A 16,339-nucleotide genomic window follows, 5' to 3' on the forward strand; every position below is an offset into this window, starting at 1 on the left:
CGAGGTGCTTGGGTCGGGTTCTGGTGTTCGCGCAAGTGGTTTCCAGTTCGCATGTCTGATGCGACGGCTGCCCCTCCGCTGCTCGAACCCTGCTGAAAGAAGTGGCAGCCGCCCCACTGTCGCTCTGGACGTGCAAGCCTGGCGCGCCGGCCTCGACGCTGATCGCCGTGGCGTCTCGTGCCCGCCGGCCTTACCCTCTCACTTCGGCTCTACTGAAAACTACTGACGAACTCAGGGGCTAAGCCCCGAGGCCGTCGCCGAGTTTGGCCGCCAGAGTCGACAAGTTCTGGCAGAACTTCCGCTTTTCCTCTGGCACCCCTGGGTGGGCGGCAATCCATCCCTTGAACGCGCAGAACGACTCTGGGGAGATCGCTGTGAGGCGCTCCATGACGCCCGTTTTGGTAACCGTTGGTTTGCACAACTTGTTCCCGGTGCCTCGGAAACGGCCAACTGGCGGGCGACCAGCAGGAACAAATGGAATGGACGCCTCCCCCCGCAAGGGCTAGCGAGTGAAGCAGAAGCAGGAAGACGGGTTCCTGCAGCCAAAGGCATCAAATGTGCCAAAGTGGAAGTTCCAGCAAGTACCACTTGAGGTAGGAGAATCCGAATGAAGCTCACCGCAGTCGGCGTCGATGTTGCAAAGCGAGTCTTTGTGCGACCTGCAAGTCGCCTGAATTTCTGTTTCACAGGAGAACGTATGGCCTGACGAAACCGGTTGTTCCATCAACCGTTCCCTACCCAGACATGCGGAGCCGGTAACAGCTCGGTGTGAAGCTCTGGGGACAACGTAGCCGCCGGATAACCGGTACGCCCAGCCGCGAGGCGAAGCGGAATCTGCCAGCACGAAGGCGGAGAGGAGCAAGGGATGAGTGGGTACGACCAACATATGTGAACTTCTGATAAACGTCGTGATCTTTGACAAGCCAAACGTGCTGACAGGCTTGAACCAAAACGGTATGCGGTGAGGAGTGGTCTTCGAAGACTGGACCACCATGGACAACCAGCCGCCGGCGAAGAGGAAGGGTCCGCCCCGCTCGGAGATTCATGCGGAACAGGGTAAGCCCATCATGCTGCCGGTGACGGCAGGCGAACCGTAAGGAACGCTGTTGGCACGGTGGGTAAAGGAATGCGGAGAAAGCGAACGCCCGGCTGTAATGGCCGGGATACGGGCTGCAACATTGCCCGACACGAAAGTGGGCAGACTTCCGCAGGGTCATTCATGGCGAGAGAACTTTGACCAACCGTTATACGAGGGAAAGCAGATGACGGCGTACGATGCGAAAGTGTCGGGAGCTGGTGCGTCCTCGCACGCTGCACAGATGTGGGATCAGGCGAACTGGCCGCACATTGAGGCAGAGGTGAAACGGCTTCAGGTGCGTATCGCCAAGGTGGTCCGGGAAGGCCGATGGGGCAAGGTGAAAGCCTTGCAACGTCTGCTGACCCGCTCGCATAGCGGCAAGATGTTGGCCGTGAAGCGTGTGACGGAAAATCGCGGTAAGAGGACGCCGGGGGTGGATGGCAGGATATGGTCGTCCCCGGCGGCCAGATGGAACGGAATGGTGTCGCTACGTCATCGCGGCTATCGGGCGATGCCGCTGCGGCGGGTTTACATTCCCAAGAGTAACGGCAAGAAGCGTCCGTTAGGAATTCCTTGTATGCGGTGCCGGGCGATGCAGGCTTTATGGAAGCTCGCTCTGGAACCCGTCGCGGAGACTCTGGCGGATGCCAATTCCTACGGCTTTCGGTCCGGACGCTCGACCGCCGATGCCATCGAGCAGTGCTTCAAGGTTCTGGCTAAGCGTGCCTCGCCAGAATGGGTTCTGGAGGGTGACATTCGAGGCTGTTTCGACAACTTCAGTCATTCCTGGTTCCTGGAGTACGTACCGATGGATAAGGGGGTTCTGCGAAAGTGGCTTCAGGCCGGATATATCGATGAGGGAACTCTGTTCGAGTCGCGGGCGGGTACACCCCAAGGGGGTGTTATCTCGCCCGTAATCGCGAATATGGCGCTGGATGGGCTTGAAGCGGCAGTCCATGCAAGTGTGGGAACATCCAAACTTGCTCGCAGCAAGACTCAGCTCAACGTCGTCCGTTATGCCGATGACTTTGTGGTGACTGGCGTGTCGAGAGATGTGCTGGAATCCCGGGTGCTTCCCGCGGTCAGGCAGTTTATGGCCGCCCGAGGTCTGGAACTCTCGGAAGAGAAGACCAGGATCACCAACATAGCGGAGGGTTTCGATTTCCTTGGCCAAAACGTGCGCAAGTACGGCGGCAAACTGCTGATCAAGCCAGCGAAGAAAAGTATCAAATCGCTGCTCGACAAGGTCAGGGAAGTCATCAAGGGCAACGCGAGTGTCACCCAAGAGGCGTTGATCCGTAGGCTGAACCCGATCATTCGGGGTTGGACTATGTATCATCGCCACGTCGTGGCAAAAGCGACCTTCTCAACGATCGACTCGCACATCTGGCACCTGCTCTGGAAGTGGGCAAGACGTAGGCACCCCACGAAAGGAGCCCGGTGGGTCAGGAAACGTTACTTCCGGTGTGACGGACATCGGTCCTGGGATTTTGCAACGAAGGGTTCGACCGAGGATGACACCTGCGGCCTGCAACTCTTCCGCGCAGCGACGGCCGCCATCCAGCGCCACATCAAAATCCGGGGACTGGCTAATCCGTTTGATCCGGCATGGGACATCTACCTCGCCCGCCGTCGAACCGCGAAACGTTCCGCCGGGCTGTCCGGTGCCACCCAGTGGCGCTGAAGGAATGGCTTGAGCCGGATGCGGGGCGACCTGCACGTCCGGTTCTGAGGGGGCGGCGGCGCAGTAATGCGTCGCTGCTACCCGACCAACTGCACTGGGTCGAACCGGAAACCGGCGAGATCATCAGCAAGCAGATCAAGCGCGCGGTTTTCCTCGAGCACTTCGCGAATCGCGCGCCGTGCCTAATTGGGATGGAGGCCTGCGGTGGAGCTCAGCATTGGGCACGCCAACTGATCGAGATGGGGCACCAGGTGCGGCTGATGCCGGGTAAGGCGGTGAAAGCGTTCGTGAGCGGCAACAAGAACGATGTGACCGATGCACGAGCGATTTGGATGGCTGTGCAGCAATCGGGCGTGAAGTCGGTGGCGGTCAAGAGCGAAGCGCAGCAGGCGATCCTTGCGTTGCACCGGATGCGGCAGCAGTTGATTAAGTTCCGCACGATGCAAAGCAATGGTCTGCGCGGACTACTGACCGAATACGGTGAGGTGATGGGAGTCGGTCGAGCAGCGCTGAACCGGTCAATGACCGAAGTTCTAGCCCGGCTGAACGAGCGACTGCCGGCCATGCTGGCGAACACGCTGCGCGAACAATGGAGCCGGCTCGGCGAGTTGGATGTGCAGATCGCCGAGATCGAGCGCCGACTGTCGGCGTGGATGAAAGAGGACCGGTCGTGCCGGCAGATCGCGGCGATTCCTGGCGTTGGACTGCTGACGGCGACAGCCGCGGTGGCGACGATGGGGAACCCGAAAGCGTTCAAATCGGGACGGGAGTTTGCAGCATGGCTTGGACTGGTTCCAGGTCAGGTCGGCACCGGCGGCAAAGTGCGGCTACTGGGCATTAGCAAGAGAGGTGACACGTATCTGCGCACCCTGCTCATACACGGGGCTCGAGCGGTGCTCTCGCACACGAAAGAGCCAGCGCCGTGGGTCGAGCAGATCAGCAAGCGGCGACCGAAGAACGTAGTGACTGTAGCGCTGGCAAACAAGATGGCGCGGACGATCTGGGCGTTGCTCGCCTATGACCGTTCGTATGAGAGCAATTATGTGAGTGTCAAGCCCGTGTGACTAGCTCGAAGATTGAATAACCAGCTTTGCAGAGGATAGGCACGTCAAAAGGTTGCGCAAGGTAGTTGAGTGTGATGGCAAAACAGGTCAGACCGGGACTCACTAAACCTGAATAATTTTCCGGGCTCACAGCCCGTGGAACAAATGAGGCGTGGGTCAGCGGATTCCATCGGGGCCAGCGGGTTCGACCTGCAACAAGGCCGGATATAAAACCGCAGCCTTCCTGCCCGCCAATACACCCAATCTCTCTTGGCAAAACGGGAGGCGTCCATATAAAAATTATGCAAACGGACGGGCGCGACCCGTGCGCCCATCTTGCGTCAATCGCGTGCGAAACGATCCTCCGCTGGATTGCTCTAGCAACCCCAACCGGTCTTAATGACGTTTCAGAAACTCGGCGAACAGCGTGTCATCTATGAGGTAGCCGCGACCCGCCGTCTTGGCCAGAACACCGGACTTGCGCAGGCGTTCCAGCGCGGCACGGACCTTCGACACCGAAACGATGAAACGTGGGTCTTTGTTGAGCAATGTAATCGTGCCCTTCGCGAACGGTGCGTGACCCTTCGCGATGACGCTCAGTAATACCTGTTCAAATGGCTGTAGGCTTGCCAGCAGACCTTCCCAGCCTGCGATAAGTCGTCCGTCTTGAACGAACCGATTCAGGGCGAACTGCACGTCCGTCACGCCCTCGGCCGACATCCATTTCACCAGGTCCTTCATCAATGCGGGCTTGTGGCCGAGAAACTCGAATGCTTTCACAAGATCGTCGACATCAAGGGTCTTGTCGGCGTGCACTGATGCAAAGTGTTTGGCCAGGGCCTTGGGGTACTCGATACCCAGGGTGGGAAAATCGAGCAACTGGGCAAATTGATACATCGGTCCGCCGGAAGCGACCGTCATCGCTGCCAAGGCCTCTTGCGAGGAACCCGTAAAAACCGCAAGGACGTCTCGCTTGCGCTTCTGCAGAACCGCTCGGATCGTAGCGATGGCCGATCGACCGTCGGCGAGCTCGGCCAGCACTTGCACTTCGTCCAACATCAACAGAATCGTATGGCCAGATTGCGACGCCAGCCGCGCGACCAGCGTGTCAAACCGGAGTGCAGGATCGTCGGGCAGCTTGCGCCTGGTGGGCTCGTCGCCCAGCTCAACACTGGCGCTGAGCATCCCAATTTTCTTGACGGGTGTTTTCCCGATCTTTCCGGCGCGGGTCGTGGGCACAGTGACATCATCCAGCGCTTCTTCCAACGCATGGTTGATTGCTGCCAATGACGCAGCTTGATTCAACCAGAGATCCGCATAAACGGGAACGAACCGCGCTTTTCGGGATACAGGAGTGAGATCCTGGTCCAGGAAGAACGTCTTGCCGACCCGCCGTGGTGCAAATAGCGCAATTGGCCGGCCAGGCTGAGCCTGGAGCAGTTGCAGGTAAGATTTCGCCAGTTCGGGCCGGCGGATCTCGATATCGTCGAAGGTAATCATGTGGGCCTTGTCGTTCATTGTCGTCAAAACGACAATTGCCGTTTTGACGACAATGAACGACAGCGGTGGGGGCTCGCTTGCCTCAAGAAATCAAGTCAGAAGCGGGCGGGATTCGAATAGCACCTGCCCTCCGAGATCTTTGGGAGTGCTCCTGATTGACTTCTTGGTGCATGGCAATGGCGCCGCGATTTGAGCCGGCGAGGAGCTAGAAAGTGCTTAGTAGATCATGTTGCAGGGGCGCTGCGACAGCGGCCAGCTCTCTTCTCGGACAAGTGGTCTATTGACTTGACGTCCATAGCGAGCCGTCCGACATCGACGTCGACTTCGAGCATTAGCGCGGCGAGGAGGTGATCCAGTACCTCTATCGCAAGTACGGGCGCGATCGGGCCGCACTGGCGGCTGCGGTCACGACCTATCGGCCACGCAGCGCGCTGCGCGACACCGGCAAGGCGCTTGGTGTGGAGCCCGCCATCTTCGCCAACCCACCCCTTGGTTTGCACAAACTTGCTCCCGGTTTTTTGCAGAATTGCTCCGGGAGGCCGCGGCCAGGCGGCGAGGTCTTGCTGCGGCCGGGGTGATGACGTTCGTGCCAACGTGCAGGCACCGCCTCGCGCTCAGTTCGCCAACGCCGGATCGCTATCGGTGGGGAAATCAGCCTCAAATAGAGTGATTAGATTATGCAGCAGGAATAAAGCCACGTACTATTTTTCGAGACTTTTCCCTGTTTCGTCGGAGTGGATGATTTGATTTGGTGTAATGTTTCAAACATGAATGGAAGTACCAGACATCATGTAATCAAGCGTCTACAGGCGGAGCTACCCCGTGGGGCCCCGTTCGACCTCGCTGTGCTGAGTCAATTCGGGGTCTCGCCCCAACTCGCCGCCCACTATGTCTACAGCGGGTGGCTCGTGCGTCTCGCCCAAGGCGTCTACGCTTACCCGAACGACGATTTCAGCGTCCACGGCGCCCTATTGTTCCTGCAGAAGCGGGTGCCGGGCCTTCATGTCGGCGGCAAAAGTGCCTTGGCCTGGCAAGGTGTGAGGCACAACCTTGGCAGCCGGGATGCATTGGTGCTATGGGGCGACACCCGCTTTCCCTTGCCGACCTGGTTCACGAAGCGTTTTCCCGCACGCTACGTCCATGCTCGCCTGTTCGACTGGCCCGACGACGAATTGACACGAAAAACCCTGACCACTCCACCGAGCCTGCCCGAAGGATTGCACGTTGCCACGCCCGAACGCGCCATGCTCGAACTGCTGTACGAGGTGGGCGTCAAGCAAAGCCTTGAAGAGGCCCGTAATCTCTTCGATGGGTTGCGCTCGCCCCGAAAGGATCTGCTGGGACGGTTGCTGACCTGCTGTACCAGCGTGAAGGCAGTACGCCTGTTCCTCACATGGGCACGCGAAACGAACCTTGTGGACGTGGATACCCTGCTGGAACAGTACGCGGTCCGTACTGGCAGCCCCAAGCGCTGGATGAGCCGACTGGACGACGGCACTTTGCTTAGCCTAAAACCCCGTGGATAAAACCTACGCAGACACCGTTCGCTTGCTGCTGACCGTCGCCCCCGACGTGTTTGCCAATGACATCTTCGCCATCAAGGGCGGCACCGGCATCAACCTTTTCGGGCAGAACATGCCACGTCTGTCGATTGACATCGACGTGGTGTACCTACCGTGGCAATTGCCGCGCGATGAGGCGCTCCGGGCGATCAACCAGGAGCTGGCTGCCATCGGGGAACGGGTTCAGCCGCTGGGCCTACAAACGCGCCGGATCTGCGCCAAGGACCTCGGGGAAACCAAGCTGATCGTCGAGAACGAGACTAGCCAAGTGAAGGTCGAGGTTAACGTCGTGTTCCGGGGCACCGTACTGCCGGTGGAGCACCGGCCGCTGTGTGCCAAGGCCAGCGACCTGTTCGGTGTCGAGTTCGAGTTGCCGATCCTGGCGCAGGATGAACTCTACGCAGGCAAGTTGGTGGCCGCGCTGGACCGGCAGCATCCCCGCGACCTGTTCGACGTGTGGCAACTCTATGAATCGGGCGGCATTACCGACGGCATGGTGGAATGCTTCGTGGTCTATCTAGCAGGCCACAACCGGCCCACGCCTGAAGTCCTTCTCGGCAACGACAAGGACCTCGCCGCCGAGTACGACCGGGCCTTTGTCGGCATGACTGAACTTCCCTGTTCCCTGGAAACTTTGCTGGAAGCTCGCGCGCGACTGCGTCAGGAATTGCCGCGACGGCTGACCGCGGCTCAAAAGCAATTCCTGTGTGGCCTGGCCCGCGCGGTTCCTGATTGGTTCCTGTTGCAATGTCGGCATGCCGCGGAAATGCCGGCACTGCGATGGAAGCTCAGCAACCTGGAAACCTTCCGCAAGCGGCGACCCAGCGACTTTTCGGCGCAGGCTGCATTACTGGAAGCCGGCCTTAACCGGGTCTGATGTCCGGGTCGAGAATTTAGGGAAGCCGACGGTGCGTGGGCGTCAGTTATCGGGCAGCGCTGCGGGCTGCAACCACGATGAATAGGCATTAGGGCCGCGCCACAATATTGGCGGTGATGGACCTTTATGAGATGTCACCGCGCGTTGTACGTGCCCGGCTTCTGCCGCTCCATTGTTGCGGTCCCGCCCGCAATCATCTTTGACTCGAATAGTTCCGCGAAGTCCGGATGCCAGAGCTGTCTGGGTCGAAGAATGTGTACGAGCGGCCTTGGATTGCCAGCGAAACCGGCAATGTAGAAATGGCCTGTCGGTGCAACAGATTGGGCCGCAAGACTGGCGTTTTTGCCCCAAAGTCCTTGTGACTTCAGGTCAGGACCTTAGCAGGCTTGGCATTGACCGACTGACGGGCTTGCCGCTTACATGCTAGTCGCTCTTTGCGGCCCAATTCATAACACCCTGGAAGTCGCTACTGCCAAGGCCTGAGAGCGGAGCGTGAGGCTCAAATCGAAGCGGCGACGAAAATCGAGACCTCAGGGGCTAAGCACGAGGCCGTCGCCGAGCTTGGCCGCCAGAATCATCAAGTTCTGGCAGAACTTGCGTTTTTCCTCTGGCACCCCTGGCTGGTTGGCAATCCATCCCTTGAATGCGTAGAAGGACTCCGGGGAGATCGCCGTCAGGCGCTCCATGACGCCCGTTTTGGTAAAGACGATTGTGCTGACCCGACCGCCACGCAGGAGCTTGGTGATCCCATATGACATGGCCGCCCCGCTGTCATCCGCAATCGTGGTCGACAGCGTCGCTTCCGACGTGCTCGCTTTCACTGCACCGATGATGTCGACCACGAATCCGACTTCGTTTCGCCCTCGCACGCAGGCACCCATCCTGGGGGCGAGTATGAAGGTCGGATCCACGGCCTGGAGGGCGCGCAGGATGCCCTCCTCTCCGATGGGCTTCGCCGTGACGAACTGCACGCGCTTATTGTAGAGCCCGAGTCTGACGGCATCCTCGATGCTGCAGCCCGCGGCTGACGCATAGGCAAGGATCGCATAGTTCCCGATGACCGAGATCGTCTCCGCGAAGCCCGCGCCGCGAAACGCCTCCAACAACTGAACCAGCATCTGTGGGGCATTCCCGGGCCCGGATACGGCAGCCAACCGCTTGGCCGCGACGCTGTCTGGGCGGGTTTCCCCCGACGCCGCAATGCGGCAGGCGGCCTCCCATTCTGCAAAGCGCCTACGTGCCACGCCCTGCTGCTCCAACTCCAGGCTTTCCAGGTGGCGAACTTCGAAGCCGCCGCATTGGAACTTGCGAGGCCCAGTTGCGGAGGTCGCTGGCTCTGGGGCCTTCTTTGCACGCGCAAAGTCGTGAGCCGCTTCGCGGGTCCGTTCAGGTGAGCGATCGGGCTCCGCAGGACGCTCTTGTGTTGCCGCCTGCTTTGCAGGCGCGGCCGGCCGCGGCTTGATTGCTGGTTCGCGTCCGGCAAACCGGCGTAGGTGGTCGAGTTGCTCTTCCGCGAACGGCCCCTTCGGCAAGGTCAAGAGCACTTTCGCGATGGCGTCTCCCACCTGGCCAGTCTTGGCGTCACGTAGGCCTTTGCCGGCAAAACGCAAAGACTTGCCACTGCCCGTATTCGGCGGGATCTCTACCTCGAAGGTTCGCCCCACGATCTCGATGGTGGTCTTCCCTCCAAGCCACGCCGTGATGCAATCGATCTTGACCTCGCAGTGGACGTCGAGACCCTTCAGGTACGTAGACCCGGACTTCGTCACCCGGATTTCGCAAAGTAGGTCCCCGGCCGCGCCACCGAACTCCCCTGGCATGCCGCCACCGACTGCACGAAGCACGCGACCGGCCGGGGTATTCGCCGGCACTTGGATATTGAAGCGCTTGGTCTGTTTGAATGCACCCTTCCCTTTGCACGCTCTGCAGCGCCAATCGACCCCCGACCCCTTGCATTTGCTACAAGTACGCCGCCGCCAACCATCCGCTGAAGGATGCCACCCGTCGCCGTCGCATTTCTCACACGCTTCGGGAGCGTACGCTTCACCGGAGCCCCGGCAAGACGGGCACGTGTCTTCGACGTTGACCTCGATGGTTGCCTGGCCACCACGGAGCGCCGTGTCAGCGTTGATCGACGCCTTGCAGCGGATGTCCTCGCCTCTGACAGGCGCCGGCTTGGATTGGCGGCGACGGCGGCTCTGGTGAAATTGCTGGCGAAAGAAGTCTTCGAAGTTAGCGTCGTCTTCGTCCGCCCCGGACCACCAAGGGTTCCCGCTGCGAGTCGAGCCATTGCTCTGGTTAGGGTCGTACTGCGCGCGCTTCTGGGCGTCGCCAAGGATGCGGTTAGCCTCCTCAATTTCCTTGAATTTCTCCTCGGCTTGCTTCTTTTCCCGTTCAGACTTGCCATGCTGTCGGTCGGGATGAAATTTCATCGCGAGCCGTCTGTAGGCGGCTCGGATCTCCGCCTCGGTCGCGCCAGGCGAAACGCCGAGAGTGTTGTAATAGTTAATCATCTCGGCTATTCAGATTCACCTCACCCATGGTCTGAGGGCCGGGACTGCGCATCGGCAATCAGACGGCGGAAATAGCAAAAAGATACTACTACGATCCATCAGGGCGGACGCACAAGTAATTATGTAGCGATTACGACACATAACGGTTCGCGGTTCAACTCCGCGGGTGTGCATGAATAGTTCGCCTCTTGCGCCCCGCTTTCAACGCCCTACCCTCGCGTTCAACGTCCGCTGCGCTTGCGAATTCTCCGGCAAGCCAGGGCATCCGACTCAAGGCGCAGCGCCGATCACTCAAACAGCCTCGAAGCGCGGCGGCCCGGCAAGGTCGAGGCGGCTCCATCCCTCGTTCAATGGTCTGCTCGCTGCATGACAATTTTTTCGCTGGCAAAAGAACTGCCGGGAAAAATGGCTCCTAATCCTGTGTTGCGCAATGTTTATATCGCCGTATCCTGCTCCGGTAGGTCCTGCTACCACCCGCGCCCGTCCCCTGATGAGCGCGGGTTCTTTTTTCGCGAACAGCTGGACTGTGCGGCGCAGGCTGGATTGCCGTCAACGGCAACCTGGCGGATACTGGATGTGGGTGGCGCCGCAAGGTGTTACCCGATTTCTTCTTGGACGTTCTTCGGCTCTCCTCCATCGGATCGAGGGCTGTTTTTTTTAGTCGCGCGCACTATTTGGCAACCGGCGCGTCCAACTTGCCGACGGCAGCCGCCGCTGCGCGGTCGAGCACCGGATTTGCCGGTGTCATGTCGACCTGCGGGCGGCCTGGCCTGCGTGCACCATCCGAAAGATCGCCAGTCGTTTGCCCTGCCCGCTGGCGCTTAATAGAATTGCCAGTGAATTGCTACCCCCGGTCTAGCCTCCTTCGTCTTGATCCGGACAAGTTAGGGCGCTGGCAAGAACTCTCCCTCGATCGTGGCTACCGCGCACGCACCGAGACCGAAGATGCGGCACGGTCCTGTGTTCGGATAAGCCGTGGACTCGTGGTGATGGCCGTGGAAAGCGCGTTGCACGCCCATCGCATCGATGAGCGTGTCAATCGCCTCGAACCCGTGTGGGTGGCAAGCCGGAGCCTCGTGGCTGACCAAGACATCCGCATGCTGACTTAGTAGCGCGTTGTAGGTCTGGGGGAAGATCGTGCTGCGGTGGCGCCGCGGCAGACCGCCCCGCCAGTAATTCCCCTTCCCACATTTGGCCAGATAGTCAGTGGCGCTCTCTACGCGCGCGGCTTCGGGCGGCATCCAGACCTGGCCACGAAAGATTCCGCCCAACCCGGCAAGCCGAAGGCCTGCGATCGTGACCACCCGCCCATCCAGGTTCCGGTCGGCCAGGCCCGAGCCGAACAGGTTATCGTAGTCGGCATCGCTGTCGGTGTCGTGATTGCCGGGAATCCACCACACCTGTGTCAGGGGAAGGATGCTGGCGAGCTCTTCGTCCAGTGGGCGCCTAGCCTGGATGTCGCCAGCGAGCACCACCGCCTCGGGGCGGTGACGGTGGACGCTGTCGATCAGCGGACCAAACTCGCCATGGGGGTCGCCGCAAATGAAGACATGGCCTGCAGACATCGGTCGTTAGGGTACGTGAATTTGGTTTGATTGGAACAGGGATCGATGACGTGACTATGGGCCGCCAGCGAGTGTAAGACCCGCCACTCGACCACGCTCTGGGAGATCGCGCCGCGTACGACCTGCTAATTTGCGGGCGACTAATCGTGCAAGCTCCGCTCGCAACATGGCAGTCCTCTGTTACCTCGTTATCTCTGAATGATCACCAATTTACCTGATCCGGAGTCTGTCGAATGCGTAACCGCGACTGCGCCCGCGCCCGGTAACTGCCTAAGGCCCCACGCCGGACGACAAGACCTGACGAAGTAGACCCTTCCACCCTTACAATGTTGCCACGCAATATAAATCTGGACCGTAGCAGCGCGCGAGTCGCCACAGGTCCTACCAGCAGGGAGGCGGCAATGGCGACAGTTTTGGCTGCGACCAAAGGCGAAGCACTAAAGCTCTTGGAGACAGAGGGCGTCACGGTCGTGGAGTTGGACTACGAGTCTGGATGGCAGGATGCGGTTGAACTAGGCAGGCGGGGCGAAAAGCTTGGCATACGTGTTCAGTATCGCGGCCATGAGAGTATTGCCGTCAGCTCGCCCGCGGCACTCGTTGCCGGCCTGAGCCGCCCAAAGTTGACGTTCCGTCAGCGCAATCTTTACTGCCAATTCGAGCTCAGCATGCTACCAGCGGCTGACTTGGAGCGCCTGGAGGGAAAAGCGGAGAAGCTCGGCGACTACATCCTCGCCGGCCATCTATTGCGGGATGTCGATGCTGTCTGGACGGAGTAACGCATTGCCATGCCGCCTTCCTGAAGTCCAGAACAGCACCAGCGCCGCGAGTCGCGCCTTGATTTACCTGGCCGCCCTCGGGTAGCGCTGATCTCGTAGAGATATGGTTGGCCGGATGCGCATTGCCCGTCGTCGTGGCAGCCGCTACCCTTCCCTGAAGACTGGTTGTGCCCGGCGATGTCGGGCCGGTCCTGCAGGGGCGCAATCTGACTACCAACGGGAACGCCGTGACGAATCAGCTCGATCTCTTTGAAGAGAGCCGCGATGTCATGCTTCGCAACGACGTGCTCACAGCGCTTGAGCAACGCAATGCCGCCGGCGGGCGTGAAGCACTGCGGCGCCTGGACGCGCAATATCCAGACGACGCGCTTGTGCCGACCCTTGAGACACTTGTCTGTGTGCTGGAGGCCATCGACCGTCCGCGTCTAAGTCGCGAAATCAAAGGCAGGCGCCGCCGGTGCTGGTCTGCACGCTGCCCTTTCCAGTCTGCAACGTCAGCCAGCGCTGTCTGTGCTGGCGCTTCCGGCTCGGCCAGCTCGGGACCCATCACTGGGTTCTTGCGCCCTACCGTGCGGTCCTAGCCTGAGAAATTGACTAGTCAGCGTTCGTGCTTCCGGATGATCTCCAACTGCTCATCGATGCGTCATACGGGTTGGCGGTGGCGACGACTTAGGTGCACCGAATTGGGCCGCAAAAGACGACCTGTGGCGGTGGCGACGACTACGGTGCAACGAATTGGGCCGCAAAAGGCACCCTGCATCAAAGAGGCATGCCATCGATCGGTCGATGCCAAGCCTCATTTGCTCTTCTACTGAAGTCACAAGGTTCTTGGGGGCCAAAATTACGTCTTGCGGCCCAATCGGTTACACCCTCAGGCCATTCCGCATAACTGGATTGTCGGGCCGCAAAAAGAGCAGACCCAATACTCGCCTCTCCAACGCCTGGTTTGTGCCGTATTCCGGTTTGCCGCGAATGCCTCTGGTGGGTGGTGGGAAGAGCCATCTGGGTCACGAATTGCCCTAGCCAGCTTCCGACACTCGATCCGCGACCGGTGGACCTCCCAACTGGCCGAATTTGAGGGCTGAGCGGGATTCGTCATCGTGGTCGCGACTAGGCAGTCCCCGGTCTACGCAGACTGTGCGTGTCGCATGCAGAGAGCTCCATGCGGCCAGTAAGCGTCGCTGGGCATCCGGTGTAGCATCCGGGACCGTCGTTGTATCGGTGTATCGATCAACGTTCTACCTCGCTGGTTGACATGCTCGGCGGCGCAGACCAATTCTCCGAAACTGAAGTGACACGGCGACCGTGTCGATCGGGAACGTACCGCCGTAAGTCTATGAACCTGGTTTCGATATCAAGCGCTCATCCTTCCGGATGAAGTCGATCTCTTCGTCAATGATGGCTATCAACTCGGACAGGGATCCGGAAAACCGTTGACGAACTTTCTGACGCGTTCTGCGCTCGCTGGCCGAACGCACCAGTTCATAGCTGTCGCCAGACTGTTGCGAAAGGCGGATCACTCTGAGCTCTTTGCTGGGCGGAAGCCGGAGCCAGTAGGAATAGCCGTTCCTTATCCCTCGCTCGGTACGTTCACGAGGAACCAAATTTGGCCGGGCGAGCATGATATCGGCATGAATCGCTTCAAATGACATGGCGATGGCTCCCAAAAAAGAAAACCCCTGCATGCAGGGGCTGGACACTATTCTGTCGGGGCGTGCTGTGCCTGATTTAGGCCTCTTCCGCAATCAGGAACTTGTTAGGGTTTCTGCCAAGCCAGGACGGCGTACGGCCGCGGCCAGACCAGGTCTTGCCAGTCTTCGGATCCCGGTATTTCGGGGGCAATCCCGCTTTCGCCTTACCAGCGCCGCTGCCGGCAGGACGGCCACGACGACGTTTGGCAATATCTTCGACAGTCAGCCCATATTCCGCCATCAGATTCTGAATCTGCTCGATGATAGAGGCGATTTCATTCGCACGTACCTCTTCCAGGTGAGCCTCAAGAGCTGCCTTCTGCGCCATCAATTCTTTGTAAGTTGCCATCTTCTGATTTCCTTTCCGGTCGAGGGATGCAGATAGAAGGTAGTTTAGAGCCAATTTGCGCGTCGTGGCGAAAAACTCTCGCCTTATCGGCCAGTTCAATGGCTCGCTGGGAGCCTCGGAATCAGTACCAAAAGACTCGAGCGAGAAAGACAATGACCGAGTCCCACCATCCCAATCTGAGGCTCCATAGGACAAGGGTAGCGAGGACCGCATAATCGGATCGCCGTGGATCAAAGCGCGCAAATCGCTTGCGGGCGCAATCTCCAGGCTTGAATTGGTAAGGATCAGTTACAGATTCGGGGGGCTGACTGGGATGCTGACGGCAATCGGTTGATCAAAAGGATTCCGACCGAATAATTGAGACTACCTCTGTCGAACAATCCTCCACAGTCTTGGTCGGAAGTTCGCAGAAACGGGTACGCGGCAGCCTTCGACGGATGGCAAACCTCACGAGTTCGGCAGTTTTCGGCGTTGTTCCTGTCGTCGTCCGACACGCGGCGCGACGGCAAGACTGAAAAACTTGTAGTGCAGTTGTGCGCAACGTGAGCGGCTAACTTCGCTCTGCTGTGACACCCCAGTGCCAGCATGTCTTGAAAACGTCGCGACGTCCTTCGAGCCACCCCGACGCAGCCGCCAGCCGGGCGGCCCTCCCAATCGGCGCTTTGACTCTTCCGCTGCCCCGCAGCATTTTTCTCACTTGCTTCCTGCGACTGAAGGGTTTACCTTAAACGTTCGGTGTAGCGCTTCCGGCGCGTCCTTGCACCAACATCATCCAATTGCGGTTCCCATCTCCTTCGTGGAGCACGGTACACAGATCAGCCGTCGCAGTTCCCTTTTGACCCGATCAAGGAGACCGACATGCTAAGTCCGCATGAAATCGCAGCACTGCTGCTGCTTGGCGATGCACCGGACATTGACGACCTCGATCCCGAGCAATTGGACGCCTTGTTGGAACACAAGTTGGTGACGATCGAACAGGGTCATGACAGCGGCGCCCATCCGCGCCTGACAAGCCGGGGACATTCCATGCGCGACGCAGTACGCCGCATTCGCTAGGCGTCAATCTGAGAGGAGAGCCGCCGAACCCAACGGCCGAAGCAGTCTCCTCTCCTGTCGGTGTGGCATCGCTTCACTTCTCCATTTCACTGAAATCACGCGCATGGCGGTTCAACGCGCTGCTACCGAAAGCGCATTGTCACGGTGTCTTCACAGCAGCATCGAAAGCCTGTAGCGTCCGCGCAGAGACTCTGGCTTTCTGCAACACGCTCTTCATTCAACATCTGCGTATTTGGGGTTGATGGATCTCATCGTCGCTGACGCATTCGTTCGTTTGGAGTCCCCATGCTCTATCAGATTTTTGACTATCAGCGGACCCTGATGAAAGCGTGGGCGGATGAATCTGCCCGAGCCTTGGTCAGCCCGCTTAGTCCACTTGCATATCTTCCTGCGGCAGGGAACTTTGCCGCCTGCTGGGAAAATCTTTATCGTCTGAGCACGGCCTGCGAAGAACCCACGTTTGGCATCACAACCATCCTTCGTGACGGCCGAGTCGTTCCCGTGGTCGAGCAAATCGTCTCGGAAAGCCCATTCTGCCGCCTGCGGCGGTTTGAAGCTACCCCAGCGGTTGGGCATGACGATAGCCAGCAAGCGATTCCCGCAGTCCTCGTCTGTGCGCCTCTTGCCGGCCATCACGCCGTCATG

The 16,339-nt window shown here is 59.4% G+C and carries 11 protein-coding genes and 1 pseudogene; 7 read left to right on the plus strand and 5 right to left on the minus strand.

Features of this window, described 5'->3' with window-relative positions; translation table 11 throughout:
* The first annotated feature begins 1,262 nt into the window (after positions 1–1,262).
* Both ltrA and CTP10_RS33345 read left to right on the plus strand, forming a co-directional pair.
* Positions 1,263–2,762, plus strand: coding sequence for a group II intron reverse transcriptase/maturase (gene ltrA, locus CTP10_RS33340; protein WP_271816212.1), 1,500 nt, complete (start codon positions 1,263–1,265; stop codon positions 2,760–2,762).
* 44 nt (positions 2,763–2,806) lie between these two features.
* Positions 2,807–3,826, plus strand: a complete 1,020-nt coding sequence (locus CTP10_RS33345) for an IS110 family transposase (RefSeq protein WP_116323340.1) — start codon at positions 2,807–2,809, stop codon at positions 3,824–3,826.
* Positions 3,827–4,201: 375 nt separating this feature from the next.
* On the opposite strand, the gene CTP10_RS33350 is transcribed toward CTP10_RS33345, so the two are convergent.
* Positions 4,202–5,305 carry a hypothetical protein gene (locus CTP10_RS33350; RefSeq protein ID WP_233528433.1) on the minus strand — a complete coding sequence of 368 codons (1,104 nt, stop codon included), beginning with the start codon at positions 5,303–5,305 and terminating at the stop codon, positions 4,202–4,204.
* Positions 5,306–5,604: 299 nt separating this feature from the next.
* On the opposite strand from CTP10_RS33350, the pseudogene CTP10_RS33355 reads away from it, so the two are divergent.
* The 3 genes and pseudogenes from CTP10_RS33355 to CTP10_RS33365 form a co-directional block, all read left to right on the plus strand.
* Positions 5,605–5,778: pseudogene (locus tag CTP10_RS33355) on the plus strand (hypothetical protein); the annotation flags it as partial.
* A 294-nt stretch (positions 5,779–6,072) separates the two neighbouring features.
* Positions 6,073–6,831 (plus strand): type IV toxin-antitoxin system AbiEi family antitoxin domain-containing protein, encoded by a 759-nt coding sequence (locus CTP10_RS33360; RefSeq protein ID WP_116323334.1) that lies wholly within the window; start codon positions 6,073–6,075, stop codon positions 6,829–6,831.
* Positions 6,824–7,744, plus strand: coding sequence for a nucleotidyl transferase AbiEii/AbiGii toxin family protein (locus CTP10_RS33365; protein ID WP_116323333.1), 921 nt, complete (start codon positions 6,824–6,826; stop codon positions 7,742–7,744). The genes CTP10_RS33360 and CTP10_RS33365 overlap by 8 nt, the downstream gene beginning before the upstream one ends.
* Before the next feature lie 530 nt (positions 7,745–8,274).
* On the opposite strand, the gene CTP10_RS33370 is transcribed toward CTP10_RS33365, so the two are convergent.
* Positions 8,275–10,257 carry a GSU2403 family nucleotidyltransferase fold protein gene (locus CTP10_RS33370; RefSeq protein WP_116323332.1) on the minus strand — a complete coding sequence of 661 codons (1,983 nt, stop codon included), beginning with the start codon at positions 10,255–10,257 and terminating at the stop codon, positions 8,275–8,277.
* A gap of 884 nt (positions 10,258–11,141) precedes the next feature.
* Positions 11,142–11,822 carry a metallophosphoesterase family protein gene (locus CTP10_RS33375; protein ID WP_116323331.1) on the minus strand — a complete coding sequence of 227 codons (681 nt, stop codon included), beginning with the start codon at positions 11,820–11,822 and terminating at the stop codon, positions 11,142–11,144.
* A 401-nt stretch (positions 11,823–12,223) separates the two neighbouring features.
* Here CTP10_RS33375 and CTP10_RS33380 point away from each other — a divergent pair, with 401 nt between their 5' ends.
* On the plus strand, positions 12,224–12,598 hold the full coding sequence (locus CTP10_RS33380; RefSeq protein WP_116323330.1) for a PHA-granule associated protein 4: 375 nt from the start codon (positions 12,224–12,226) through the stop codon (positions 12,596–12,598).
* Between the two features lie 1,334 nt (positions 12,599–13,932).
* Here the strand turns inward: CTP10_RS33380 and CTP10_RS33385 are convergent.
* Positions 13,933–14,250, minus strand: coding sequence for a hypothetical protein (locus CTP10_RS33385; protein ID WP_147316321.1), 318 nt, complete (start codon positions 14,248–14,250; stop codon positions 13,933–13,935).
* Between the two features lie 76 nt (positions 14,251–14,326).
* Positions 14,327–14,638, minus strand: coding sequence for an H-NS histone family protein (locus tag CTP10_RS33390; protein ID WP_116323328.1), 312 nt, complete (start codon positions 14,636–14,638; stop codon positions 14,327–14,329).
* An 858-nt stretch (positions 14,639–15,496) separates the two neighbouring features.
* Here CTP10_RS33390 and CTP10_RS33395 point away from each other — a divergent pair.
* Positions 15,497–15,694, plus strand: a complete 198-nt coding sequence (locus CTP10_RS33395) for a putative metallopeptidase (protein ID WP_116323327.1) — start codon at positions 15,497–15,499, stop codon at positions 15,692–15,694.
* Positions 15,695–16,339: the final 645 nt, after the last annotated feature.

This window comes from Cupriavidus sp. P-10, from assembly GCF_003402535.2.
Lineage (GTDB): Bacteria > Pseudomonadota > Gammaproteobacteria > Burkholderiales > Burkholderiaceae > Cupriavidus.